This is a genomic window from Micromonospora sp. DT41 (assembly GCF_049841715.1).
Lineage (GTDB): Bacteria > Actinomycetota > Actinomycetes > Mycobacteriales > Micromonosporaceae > Micromonospora > Micromonospora profundi.
In genome coordinates, this window is sequence record NZ_JBNCKU010000009.1 from 152,435 (window position 1) to 165,123 (window position 12,689).

General features: G+C 72.3%; 9 protein-coding genes. 3 read left to right on the forward strand and 6 right to left on the reverse strand.

What is annotated here, in order from left to right; genetic code table 11:
* Positions 1-133: 133 nt before the first annotated feature.
* Positions 134-2,974, reverse strand: coding sequence for a leucine--tRNA ligase (leuS, locus tag ACLQ23_RS18670; protein ID WP_355630829.1), 2,841 nt, complete (start codon positions 2,972-2,974; stop codon positions 134-136).
* A gap of 431 nt (positions 2,975-3,405) precedes the next feature.
* Here leuS and ACLQ23_RS18675 point away from each other — a divergent pair, with 431 nt between their 5' ends.
* From ACLQ23_RS18675 to ACLQ23_RS18685, 3 genes are read left to right on the forward strand one after another with little or no spacing between them, the layout of a single operon-like run.
* A complete protein-coding gene (locus ACLQ23_RS18675; RefSeq protein WP_053658073.1) occupies positions 3,406-4,458 on the forward strand; it encodes an AAA family ATPase in 1,053 nt (350 codons plus the stop codon).
* A 1-nt stretch (position 4,459) separates the two neighbouring features.
* A complete protein-coding gene (locus ACLQ23_RS18680; protein ID WP_355593035.1) occupies positions 4,460-5,758 on the forward strand; it encodes a DUF58 domain-containing protein in 1,299 nt (432 codons plus the stop codon).
* A 16-nt stretch (positions 5,759-5,774) separates the two neighbouring features.
* Positions 5,775-8,246, forward strand: a complete 2,472-nt coding sequence (locus tag ACLQ23_RS18685) for a transglutaminaseTgpA domain-containing protein (RefSeq protein ID WP_425735507.1) — start codon at positions 5,775-5,777, stop codon at positions 8,244-8,246.
* Positions 8,247-8,637: 391 nt separating this feature from the next.
* Here ACLQ23_RS18685 and ACLQ23_RS18690 read toward each other — a convergent pair whose 3' ends face one another.
* From ACLQ23_RS18690 to ACLQ23_RS18710, 5 genes are all read right to left on the reverse strand, one after another.
* Positions 8,638-9,036: a DUF3040 domain-containing protein gene (locus ACLQ23_RS18690; RefSeq protein ID WP_355593039.1), complete on the reverse strand. Its 399-nt coding sequence runs from the start codon at positions 9,034-9,036 to the stop codon at positions 8,638-8,640.
* A 116-nt stretch (positions 9,037-9,152) separates the two neighbouring features.
* On the reverse strand, positions 9,153-10,412 hold the full coding sequence (locus tag ACLQ23_RS18695) for a DNA polymerase IV (RefSeq protein ID WP_425735506.1): 1,260 nt from the start codon (positions 10,410-10,412) through the stop codon (positions 9,153-9,155).
* Between the two features lie 62 nt (positions 10,413-10,474).
* A complete protein-coding gene (locus tag ACLQ23_RS18700) occupies positions 10,475-11,635 on the reverse strand; it encodes an alkaline phosphatase family protein (RefSeq protein WP_355593043.1) in 1,161 nt (386 codons plus the stop codon).
* Positions 11,632-12,399 carry a methyltransferase domain-containing protein gene (locus ACLQ23_RS18705; protein WP_355593045.1) on the reverse strand — a complete coding sequence of 256 codons (768 nt, stop codon included), beginning with the start codon at positions 12,397-12,399 and terminating at the stop codon, positions 11,632-11,634. The genes ACLQ23_RS18700 and ACLQ23_RS18705 overlap by 4 nt, the downstream gene beginning before the upstream one ends.
* A gap of 76 nt (positions 12,400-12,475) precedes the next feature.
* A complete protein-coding gene (locus ACLQ23_RS18710; protein WP_167943283.1) occupies positions 12,476-12,652 on the reverse strand; it encodes a hypothetical protein in 177 nt (58 codons plus the stop codon).
* Between the last annotated feature and the right edge of the window lie 37 nt (positions 12,653-12,689).

Genomic DNA, 12,689 nt, shown 5'->3' on the forward strand with positions numbered 1-12,689 from the left:
GATGTCGGTGTGTCGCGGTCGCCGGCACCCAATACCAATGAGCGTGATGACTCAGAGGCATCAAAATGCCTCTGAGTCATCACGCCCCTGACAGTGTCCGCAGGCGCGGACGTCACGCTCGGTCACACCGGGCTCAGGCGACGACCGACACCATCCGACCCGGGACCACGATGACCTTGCGAGGCTCCTTGCCGGCCAGGGAGGACGCCACCGCGTCCAGGGCTGCCGCGCGTACGGCCTCCTCGGGCGAGTCGGCCGGGACCTCGATGCGGCCCCGGACCTTGCCGTTGACCTGCACCGGATACGTGACGGTGTCGGCCACCAGCAGCGCCGGGTCGGCGGTCGGGAAGTCCGCGTACGTCAGCGAGGTGTCGTGGCCCAGCTTGCGCCACAGTTCCTCGGCCACGTGCGGGGCGAATGGCGCCACCATCAGCACCAGCGGCTCGGCAACCTCACGGGGCGTCGCCGACAGGCCGGTCAGCCCGTTGGTCAGCTGGATCAGCTTCGCGATCGCCGTGTTGAACCGGATGCCGTCCATGTCGCCACGGACCCCGTCGATCACCTTGTGCAGCAGTCGCCGGGTCGCCTCGTCGGCCGGGTCGTCGGTGACCCGCACCGCGCCGGTCTGCTCGTCGACGATCGCCCGCCAGACGCGCTGCAGGAACCGGTACGAGCCGACCACGGCCCGGGTCTCCCAGGGGCGGGACACCTCCAGCGGACCCATCGACATCTCGTACACCCGGAAGGTGTCGGCACCGTACGCGGCGCACATGTCGTCGGGGGTCACCACGTTCTTCAGGGACTTGCCCATCTTGCCGTACTCGCGGTTGACCACCAGGTCGTCCAGGTAGTACGCGCCGTCACGCTCGACGACGTCCTCGGCCTGCACGTAGCTGCCGCGCGAGTCGGTGTACGCGTACGCCTGGATCATGCCCTGGTTGAACAGCTTGCGGAACGGCTCGAACGACGACACGTGCCCCAGGTCGAACAGCACCTTGTGCCAGAACCGCGCGTACAGCAGGTGCAGCACGGCGTGCTCGGCACCGCCGACGTACAGGTCGGTGCCCCCGCAGTCGCCCTCGCCGCGCGGGCCCATCCAGTACCGCTCGTTCTCCTCGTCGACGAAGCGCTCGGAGTTGGTCGGGTCCAGGTAGCGCAGCTCGTACCAGCAGGAGCCGGCCCACTGCGGCATCACGTTGGTCTCGCGGGTGTAACGCTTCGGCCCGTCGCCCAGGTCCAGCTCCACCTCGACCCAGTCGCGGCGACGCGACAGCGGGGTCTCCGGGTTGGAGGCCGCGTCGTCCGGGTCGAACGTCTTCGGGGAGAAGTCCTCCACCTCCGGCAGCTCGACCGGCAGCATCTCCTCCGGCAGGGCGATCGCGGCACCGGTCTCGTCGTAGACGATCGGGAACGGCTCACCCCAGTAGCGCTGCCGGGAGAACAGCCAGTCCCGCAGCCGGTAGGTCACCGCGCCCGTACCGTGGCCGTTGGCCTCCAGCCAGGCGATGGTCGCCGCCTTGGCGTCGGCGACCCCCAAGCCGTTCAGGTCCAGGCCGCGCTCGGGCGCGGCGCTGTTGATGGCCGGGCCGTCACCTGTGTACGCCTTGCCGTCGAAGCCCTCCGACGGCTGCACGGTACGGACGATGGGCAGCTCGAAGACCTCGGCGAACGCCCAGTCCCGCTCGTCCTGCGCGGGCACCGCCATGATCGCGCCGGTGCCGTAGCCGGCCAGCACGTAGTCGGCGATGAAGATCGGGATCTGTCCGCCGGTGACCGGGTTGGTGGCGTATGCGCCGATGAAGACGCCCGTCTTCTCCTTGGTGTCGGACTGCCGCTCGACGTCGGTCTTGGCGGCCGCGTCCTTGCGGTACGCCTCGACGGCGGCCCGGGGGTTGGCGTGCCCGCCGGTCCAGGCGTCCCTGGTGCCCTGCGGCCAGGCGGCCGGCACCAGCGCGTCGACCAGCTCGTGCTCGGGCGCCAGCACCATGTAGGTGGCACCGAAGATGGTGTCCGGTCGGGTGGTGAACACCCGCACCGGTGCCTGCGCGGTCGGGAAGTCGATGTGCGCGCCGGTGGAGCGACCGATCCAGTTGCGCTGCATCAGCTTGATCGGCTCGGGCCAGTCCAGGCTGTCCAGGTCGTCCAGCAGCCGGTCAGCGTACGCGGTGATCCGCATCTTCCACTGCTTCAGGCTGCGCTTGAAGACCGGGAAGTTGCCCCGGTCGGAGCGACCGTCGGCGGTGACCTCCTCGTTGGCCAGCACGGTGCCCAGCCCGGGGCACCAGTTCACCGGCGCCTCCGAGACGTACGCCAGCCGGTGGTCGTCGACGACCTTGCGGCGCTCGGCGACGCTCAGCTCCGCCCAGGGTCGGCCGTCCGGGGTGGGCCGGTTGCCGCCTTCGAACTCGGCGATCAGCTCGGCGATCGGGCGGGCCTTCGCGGCGTCGCGGTCGTACCAGGAGTTGAAGATCTGCAGGAAGATCCACTGCGTCCAGCGGTAGAAGTCGGTGTCGATCGTCGCCACCGAACGCCGCTCGTCGTGCGCCAGCCCCAGCCGGCGCAGCTGCGCCTTGTACCGCTCGATGTTCGCGACAGTGGTGGTCCGGGGGTGGGTGCCGGTCTGCACCGCGTACTGCTCGGCGGGCAGACCGAACGCGTCGAAGCCCATGGCGTGCAGCACGTTGCGCCCGGCCATCCGCTGGTAGCGGGCGTAGCAGTCGGTGCCGATGTAGCCCAGCGGGTGGCCCACGTGCAGGCCGGCGCCCGACGGGTACGGGAACATGTCCAGCACGTACAGCTTCTCCGCGCCGGCTCGCGGGTGATCCGGGTCGGCCAGCGGGCCGCTCGGATTTGGCGCGTGGAAGGTGCCCTCGCGCGCCCAGGTGTCCTGCCAACGGACTTCGATCTCGTCGGCCAGGGTCGCGGTGTACCGGAACGGGGGGATGTCGTCCGCCGGTGCGGCTGCCTCACTCATCGTCTCTCCTCGCTTCACTTCGCTTCGTCTCGGCACCGCCGGGCCGGGCCGGTCCTCTCGGCGCCGTCGGCGGCGAGCCGGCGGCGGGCACGAAAAAGCCCCTCGCGCAGGAGGGGCCGCCGTGCTGTCGCGCGATCAGCGCATCAGCACGGCCCGGTAAGAAGCAGGAAGACTCCGGCCATGTCCGGCAGTGTACCCCTGTCCCGAGGCGGACGGACCGGAGCCCGCACCGGCCGGAGCCGGTCCCCCGACTTGGCGAATATCCGTACGTAACCGACCGACTACCTGCGGGGGTCGGCGTTAGCGACAAACATGGTTAGCCTGAGAGGCCAGTGAGATTCCTGCGGCAAACGAGGCTCGGCGTCGCGAACCCAACGGCGGGTCCAGGTGCTCTCAACAGAGCTGCCGTGACGGCGACGAGGAGGAGGCCCGTGACACAACAGACCTGGGACGAGGTGGGCGGCCTACTGCCGCACGACGAGTTCCGCGCCGCCAGCGAGGCCATTGTGGCCAACATCGAGCAGGTCATCGAGGGCAAGACCGCCACCGTGCGGCTTGCCCTTGCCGTCCTTCTCGCCGAGGGCCATCTCCTCATCGAAGACGTTCCCGGCGTCGGCAAGACCAAGCTGGCCAAGGCCCTCGCTCGGTCCATCGACTGCACGGTGCGGCGCATCCAGTTCACCCCCGACCTTCTGCCCAGCGATGTCACCGGCGTCAGCGTCTACAACCAGGAGACGCACGACTTCGAGTTCCGTCCGGGTGCCGTCTTCGCCAACCTTGTCGTCGGCGACGAGATCAACCGGGCGTCGCCGAAGACCCAGTCGGCGTTGCTCGAGTGCATGGAGGAACGCCAGGTCACCGTCGACGGCGTTACCTACCAGCTGCAGACCCCGTTCATGGTGATCGCCACCCAGAACCCGATCGAGATGGAGGGGACGTACCCGCTGCCCGAGGCGCAGCGCGACCGGTTCACCGCCCGGATCGCGATGGGCTACCCGGACGTCAGCGCCGAACTGGCCATGCTCGACGGGCACGGCGCCACCGACCCGCTGCACGAGCTGCGGCCGGTCTCCGACGCGAACATCGTCCGGCAGCTCATCTCCACCGTCCGGCAGGTGCACGTCGCGGACGCGGTCAAGCAGTACGCGATCGACCTGGTGACCGCCACTCGCGAGGCCCCCGACCTGCGCCTCGGCGCGTCCCCCCGGGCGACCCTGCAGCTACTGCGGACCGCCCGGGCGGTCGCCGCCCTGGAGGGCCGCGACTACGTCCTCCCCGACGACCTGCAGGCCCTGGCGGTGCCGGTGCTGGCCCACCGCATCATCCCGACGGCCGACGCGCAGCTCGCCCGGCGTACCACCGACGCGATCGTCTCGGAGCTGGTGCACCGGCTGCCGCTCCCGCACGACCGGCAGCGCAACCCGTACGACACCCGGCCCGCCACCGGCAACGGTCGCGCCCCCTACGAGCCGCGGAGGCCGTGACGTGCGTGCCGGGCTGCGCGGTCTGACCACCCGCGGGCGCTCGTTCCTGGCCGCCGCCGCTGCGGCGGCCATCTCGGCCTTCATCCTGGGCGAGAAGGACCTGCTCCGGGTGGCAGTGCTGCTGGCCGTCCTTCCGCTGCTGGCCGCCGCCTACGTGGGGCGTAGCCGCTACAAGTTGGCCTGCAACCGGTCGCTGGACCCGCACCGGGTTCCGGTCGGGGCGAACTCGCGGGTGGTGCTGCGTCTGCAGAACCTCTCCCGTCTGCCCACCGGCACGCTGCTGCTGGAGGACCGGCTGCCCTACGCGTTGGGCAGCCGGCCACGGGTCGTGCTGGAGCGGCTCGGCGCCCACCAGGCCAGCTCTGTCGCGTACACGGTGCGCGCCGACGTGCGGGGCCGCTACGACGTGGGCCCGCTTGTGGTCCGGATGACCGACCCGTTCGGTCTCTGCGAGCTGACCCGCGCCTTCCCCAGCACCGACCACCTGACGGTCATCCCGCAGGTCACTCCCCTGCCGTCGGTCCGGCTCCCCGGGGAGTACGCGGGCAGCGGCGACAGCCGGGCCCGGTCGGTGGCGGTGCACGGTGAGGACGACGCGGCGACCCGGGAGTACCGGCGCGGCGACGACCTGCGCCGGGTGCACTGGAAGTCGACGGCGCGCACCGGTGAGCTGATGGTGCGCCGCGAGGAGCAGCCGTGGGAGAGCCGGGCCACTGTCGTCCTGGACACCCGCGCGTACGGCCACCGGGGTGACGGGCCGACGGCGAGTTTCGAGTGGGCGGTCTCCGCTGCCGCGAGCATCGCCGTGCACCTGCGCCAGTCCGGCTACAAGCTGCGCCTGGTCACCGGCTCGGGGGTGGACGTGGACGCCTCGGAGGGCGGCGGCGACGGTGTGCTGCTCGATCATCTCGCGGAGGTCCGGCTGGACCAGCGGGCCGAGCTGGCGGGCCTGGTGCAGCGGGTACGGCAACGCTCCGACGGCGGTCTGATCATCGGGCTGTTCGGCGCGGTGAGCGTGGCGGAGGCCGAGCTGCTGGCCGGGCTGCGCGGCAACGGCGCGACGTGCGTCGGGTTCCTGTTGAACAGCTCCGGGTGGCTCAGCCTGCCGGAGAAGGCCCGCGCCGAGGCGGAGCACGCGCACGGCGCTGCCGTTCTCGCCATGGTGCAGAGCGGTTGGCGGGTGGTCGGCGTCGACCACGGTGGCCGGCTGCCGGCGCTCTGGCCGCAGGCGGGCCGGGGTTCCCAGGGCTTCGCTATGCGCGCCGCGCTGGCCGAGACGGTCGCCGGCGGCGTGCGATGAACGGAAGGTCCCCCTCATGATCGCCAGTCGGAACATCGGTGCGGTGGCGGCAGCTGCCACGTTGCTCGCCGCCGCGCCGCTGTCGGCCATCTTCCAGAGCTGGACGTGGCTGATCCAGTCGGCAATCGCGGTCGCCGTGGTGGCCGGGGTCGCCGCCCTGACCCGGCTGGTCCGGGCACCCCTCTGGGGTCAGGTGCTCGGCATGCTGGCCGCGCTGGCGCTCGCGCTTACCTGGCTGTTCCCCAGCGGTGGCGAACTGTTCGCCGTCCTGCCCACGCCGACCACGTTCGGGCACTTCGCCGACCTGCTCGGCGGCTCCATGCAGGACATGCGCTCGTACGGCGTCGAAGTTCCGGACACGGACCCGCTGCTGTTCATCACAGTGCTCGGTGTCGGCGGGGTGGCCGTGCTGGTGGACGTGCTGGCCGTGGGTATGCGCCGGCCGGCGCTGGCGGGGCTGCCGATGCTCGCCATCTACTCGGTGCCGGTCGCCGTCTACGTGGACAGCGTTCCCGCGCTGCCGTTCGTGATCGGCGCCGCCGGGTACCTGTGGCTGCTGGTCACCGACAACGTCGACCGGGTTCGGCGGTTCGGCCGCCGGTTCACCGGCGACGGCCGCGACGTCGACGTGTGGGAGGCGTCGCCGCTGGCCTCTGCCGGCCGCCGGCTCGCCGTGGTCGGGGTGGTGGTGGCGGTGGCCCTGCCACTGGCGGTGCCCGGCATGACCGGCGGGCTGCTCGACAGCCTCGGTGGCTCGGGCAACGGCTCGGGCAGCGGCCGCGCGGGGTCGGGAGGGTCGACGGGTCGGATCGACCTGTTCGCCTCGCTCGCCGGCCAGCTCAACCAGTCCGAGGTGGCCGACCTGGTAAAGGTGACCACGTCCGAGCCGAACCCGTTCTACCTGCGCTACGCGGTCGCCGACGAGCTGCGCCCCACTGGTTTCCAGGCCCGTAATCCGAGTGGCCGGCCGGCGAACCGGGACCTGCCGGATCCGACCGAGCGGGCCGGTCGAGGGGTGCAGCAGACCAGCTACCGGGCGACCGTCGAGGTCACAAAGAGCCTCAACATGTCGCTCATGCCGGTGTACGCCGAGCCGGTGCGCACCGAGGACCTCAACAGCAACTGGCTCTACGACCCCAACCAGCAGGTCGTCTTCTCCAACCGGGAGAACTCCCGGGGCCGCAAGTACTCCTTCGACTACATCCGGTCGACGTACACGCCGGCCGCTCTGCGGGCCGCCCAGCCGTTGGCGGCCGACCACCCGGTACGCCGCCAGCTCACCGCCACCCCCGGGCCGGTGCCCGAGGTGGAGGAGCTGGTCAAGGGGCTGATCCAGGGCAAGCGCACCGACTACGACCGGGTGCTGTCGATCTACCAGCACTTCTCGTCGGACAACGGGTTCAGCTACCGGCTCAGCACCGAGAGCGGCAGCAGCGGCCAGGACATCGTCGACTTCCTGACCAACAAGGTCGGCTACTGCCAGCAGTACGCGGCGGCCATGGCCTGGCTGGTCCGTTCGGCGGGAATCCCGGCGCGGGTGGCGTTCGGGTTCACCAACGGCAGCAAGCGCGACGGCGACACGTACACGCTGACCAACCTCAACCTTCATGCCTGGACCGAGGTCTACTTCGGCGGGATCGGCTGGGTGCCGTTCGACGCCACTCCGGCGTACGGCGTACCGGGCTCGACCCGTTCGGCCTGGGCTCCGGACACGGACGCGCCTGAGCCGTCCACTCCGCAGAGCGGTGCCACTGACACCCCGTCCGGCGCTGACCCGTCCGCCGGCCCGGCTGGCCCGGACAACGCCGACCGGGACACCGACTCCGGGCTCTCGCTCGCCGGTGAGCAGCCGGCCGAGGAGGCACCGGTGTGGCCGTGGTGGGCGGCCGGTCTGCTGGCCCTGATGGCGCTGCTGGCGGTGCCGGCTCTGCGCCGGCTGGCGTTGCGCCGACGGCGAGGTGCCCGGGCCGGTGCGGTGGTGGCCACCACCACCGGCGAGGTCCAGCCGGCCGACGGGGCACGGGTAGTGGTGGTCGGCCCGGATGCCAACCGTGCCCGCGCGGACGCGCACGCCGCCTGGGCGGAGTTGCTCGACACGATGGTCGACTTCAAGGTCGTTGTCGACCGCACCGAGACACCTCGGGCGACAGCGGACCGGCTGATCCGGGACACCCTCACCGACGACACTGCGGCGGTCGGGGCGGCGCGCCTGCTCGGCCGGGCGGAGGAACGGGCCCGCTACGCGCGGGACCCGCTGACCGGTGAGCCGCTGCTGCCGGCGCTACGCGCGGTCCGTGGCGCGCTCGCCACCCGGGCGGACCGGCGGACCCGACTGCTGGCCGCCGTACTGCCGCCGTCGGTCCTGCTGCGGTGGCGGGTCGGCATGGCGGACACTTCGGGGCGTCTGGTGGCGCTGACCGGGAGGGCCCGCTACCGGCTCCTGCGCTGGAGCCCGCGTCGGCTCCTGGCCGACCGCGCGGCTCGCTGAGCCCGACTGGCCGCGCGGTCTGCTGAAACCAAAGCGACCGCGCGGCCCGCTGAAGCCGGGCAGCTGCGGCCCTTGGTCACCGCCGGAGGAGGCGGCCGAAGGACGGCATCCGGCCAGGAGGCGTGGGCGGGATTCAGCTCTGGCGTCTTGATTCCCGGGCGGGATCGGCGAGGTCCGCGCGGTCGTCGCCGGACAGCCAAGGCCCGCGCTACGAGGACGGCCTGCGCCCGGCGTTGGTGATTGGACGTGCATCCGCTGATCACATCCGCGCGCCGTCGTCGGCCGCAGCGACGGCCCGGCGGAGGACGCGCCGATGCGACGGCGGTCGCCGGTGCTGTTTCCGGCGACCCGCTCGTCGCGGTGTGCGGCCCGCCTCAGCGGCGGGACGGGTTCAGCGGTGGCCCTCCGGGCGCTGCCGCCACCTGTCTTCCATCCGGTCCAGAAGCGACGACCGGCGACCTGATCGGCCACCGCGGGGACGGCGACGACTCGTCGTGCCACCCACCACGTGCAGGTCAGGTGACTGCGCCTTACGGTGCGACTGCACCGCGAACGCGGCCGACGCCAGCATGACGACAAAGCCCGCCACCGCCAGCGGTGGAGTCTTGATCACCGCGCCATAGACCAGTAGAGCCAAGCCAGCGATGATCACGCCAGCAGCGACGAGCAGGCGACGCCGCGCGTGGAAGCGCGGATCGCTGGCGCGCACGGCCGAGGCGAATTTGGGGTCCTCGGCAAGCGACCGCTCGATCTGCTCGAACAGCCGCTGCTCGTGCTCCGAGAGCGGCACGGCACTCCTCCCCGGTCACGTTGGTCAGGCCCACTCGGGCCGACAGACCGTGGCAGCCGTTCGGCTGCTTACCCGCAAGTCTACGAGGGGGGTCGCGCGTCGGAAAGCGGGACGACCTACGGGTGGGTGGGATTTTCCTTTTGCCGAGCGTCAGGGTCGCCTAACAGACTGGCCGGACCTATGACGGACCGCCCGAAACGGGCAGCGGCGGCGTCGGCGGCAGCTTCCGCCTCCCGCCAACCGCGCTCGGGCGCGCCGAGGGTGAGCTGCCGGGGCGCGCCCTGCGCCGAGGTGAGCCCTTCCACCCGGACACCGACGAGGCGAATCCGCTCGCCAGGGTCCAACGCGGTGTAGAGAGCCCAAACCGTGTCGAACATCTCACGGGCGGTGTCGGTGGCCGTGCCGAGGGTGCGGGATCGGCTGACGGTGCGGAAGTCGGCCAACCGCACTTTGAGCGACACGGTGCGGCCCACCTGACCGGAGCCGCGCAACCGGACGCCGACCTTCGCGCTGAGCGCCAGAAGGGCACGGCGGATCTCCAGCGGGTCGGCCACGTCGACGTCGAAGGTGACCTCGGCACCGATCGACTTGTCGACCTGCTCGGGGCTGACCCGACGCGGGTCACGCCCCCACGCCAGCTCGTGCAGGTGCGCCGCCGAGGCAGCGCCCACCGCCCGGCGGAGCATGCCCGCAGGTGCCTCAGCAAGGTCACCGACGGTGGCCAGGCCGAACCGACGCAGCGCCTCGGTGGCCCGCTCCCCCACCCCCCACAGCGCCTCGACAGGCAGCGGGTGCAGAAAGTCGAGGACCTGCCCGGGCGGCACGACAAGCAGGCCGTCGGGTTTGGCCCGGGTGGAGCCCAGCTTGGCAACGAACTTGGTCGGCGCCACACCCACCGAGCAGGTCAGTGCCTGCTCGTCGGCGACCCGACGACGGATCAGCCGGGCGATCGTCGCCGGTGAGCCGAACAGCCGGCGGGCCCCTGTCACGTCGAGGAATGCCTCGTCGAGGGAGAGCGGCTCGACGAGCGGGGTGACGTCCCGGAAGATCTGCATGACCGCGCGGGAGGCGGCCGTGTAGGCGCTGAAATCCGGGGGCAGGTAGACCGCGTGCGGGCAGCGGGCGCGGGCCTGACCGGTAGGCATCGCGCTGCGCACGCCGTAGCGGCGGGCCTCGTAGCTGGCCGAGCTGACCACGCCGCGCGGCCCGACGCCGCCGACCACCACCGGCCGACCCCGCAGCTCGGGTCGGCGACGCACCTCGACGGCGGCGAAGAAGGCGTCCATGTCGACGTGCAGGATCGGGCTGTCGGAATCGTCGGCGTCCGGCCCGAAGCGCGGATCGCCACCTCGGGGCAACGACTGGCTGCGGCCCATCCCGGCAGGTTAACCCGGAGGTACGACAGCACCAGCCGCCGACCGGCCGGACCGCACGCGGGTCAGCCCCGCACCACAAGCAGCGGGACTGTCAACTCGGCGGCGGTGTCCGACCCGTGGTACGCCACCAGTCGGGACGCCATCGGCGGCTCGGTCCGGGTGGCCATGACCGCGTACGTGTCGTTGCAGATCACCACCACGTCGCCGATGCGGCCCAGATGATCCTCGGGCACCGGCCCGAACCACCCGTCGGCCACCACCTCGTCCCGGGTCCGCACCCGTGCGGCGTCGCCAAGCACCTCGGACCAGGCGGCCACCACGTCGTCGACCGCACCCGGCTCGACGTGCAGGTACCGCACCCGGGCCTCCCCGGCCACCACCCGTACGCCGGCGCGCAGCCGCAGGTCGGTGTCCAGGTCGAAGCGGTGCGCCACGGGTACGTCGAGTTGCCCGTGGTCGGCGGTCACCAGCAGGGCCGCGTCCGGGGGCAGCCCGTCGACCAGCCGGGCGAGCAGCGTGTCCACCTCGGCGGCGGCGATCCGCCAGGGCTCGGAGTCGACCCCGCTGACGTGCCCGTGCCGGTCCAGGTCGGCGTGGTAGCCGGAGACGAGTGTGGGCCCAGGGCCGGCGGCGAGCGCGGCCAGCATGGTGGCGGCCACCGCGTCGGCACCTGCGGCGCCCCGGAAGTCACCGCCCCGGTTGGCGGCGACTGTCAACCCGCTGCCGCCGAACTCCGGCCGGCTCACCACTGTCACCGCCACTCCGGCGGCGCGTGCCCGCTCGAACTGGGTGGGCACCGGCTGCCAGCGCAGCGGCGACGGATCGGCAGCCCAGGCGGTGTGGGTGAGCACTCCGTCGGTGCCGGGCAGCCGCACGGTGAAGCCGAGCACCCCGTGCGCGCCGGGCGCGACGCCGGTGCCGAGCGTCGCCAGGCTGGTCGGGGTGGTGGACGGAAAACCGGCGATGAGCGGGCGGGCCACCGTCGCGGCAAGCCCGGCGAGGGTCGGCGCGTACGGGGCGGCGGTCGGCAGCTGGTACCAGCCGAGCCCGTCGACGAGCAGCACGGCGACCCGGCGTACCCCGGCCAGGTTGGGGACCAACCCGAGCGGGTCGGGTGAGCCGGGCACGCCCAGCACGGCGAGAGCGCTGGGCAGCACGTCGGCCAGACGGCCGCCGCCGTGGTCCGGGCCGAGAACGGCCAGCGGTGCCGGAGGTGCTGTCATGCGGGCCGGCGGGCGAACAGGTGCAGCTGGGCCGCCAGATCCCGGTACGGGGGCTGGGCAGCCAACGCCAGTTCCAACTCGACCAGACCGGCCGGCTGCCCGTCGGCGACTGAGGCCGGCAGCAGGTCGGCGAGCACGCGTACTCCGTGGATCTCCTCGACCGTGAGCCCGGCGGCGGTGAGCAGCGCGGCGGCGCCCGAGGCGTCGTAGCGTCGCCGCAAGGTGTCCCGCGCTCCGGCGGTGCCGGCGGGGTCGGCAGCCAGGGCCGCCGCGACGTCCAGGTGCCCGTTCATCGCGCGGCCCAGCACGGCGGCGGCCCGGCCGGCCACCAGCACACTGGCCGCGCCGCCGGGGCGCAGCGCGGTGGCCAGTGCGGCCACCACAGGCGCCGGGTCGTCGACGACCTCCAGCACGGCGTGGCAGAGCACCAGGTCGACGCCGGCCGGCTCGACCAGCCCCGCGAGGGCGTCGCCGTCGCCCTGCACGGCGGCGATCCGGTCGGCCACGCCGGCCTCGGCGGCCCGGCGGGTGAGCGCCGCCAACGCGTCGGGGCTGGCGTCGACCACTGTGACCCGGTGCCCGGCGCTTGCCAGCGGGACGGCGAAACCGCCGGTGCCGCCGCCCACGTCCAGCACTGTCAGCTCGGCGTCGCCGCGCCGGTCCAGTTCGGCACGGAGCACCGACCAGATCACTGCGGTACGGGGGGTCAGCGGCGGCCCGGCGAACCGGCCTCGGGTCTGCTCCACCCGGTCGAGCCTAGTCACCCGGTCCAGTCGTATCGCAGCCGTATGGCATGTGGAACCAGCCGTCCGGCCGATCGTGACGCGACCGCCCAGCGGGTCAGGACTCGCCCCCCTCGGCCTCGTCCTCCGCGCGGGACCGGCGCTCGTTGGCGACCGGGCCGTTCGTCACCTCGTACTCGCGAGGATCGGCGAGGTGCGACGGCATCCAACCCGCGCCGAGCCGGGTCCGTCGGGAGTTGGCGATTCCACCGGTGTACGCGTGATTCCCCAGCACTGTTCATCTCCTCATGGATCACGGGCCGCTCTGCCCG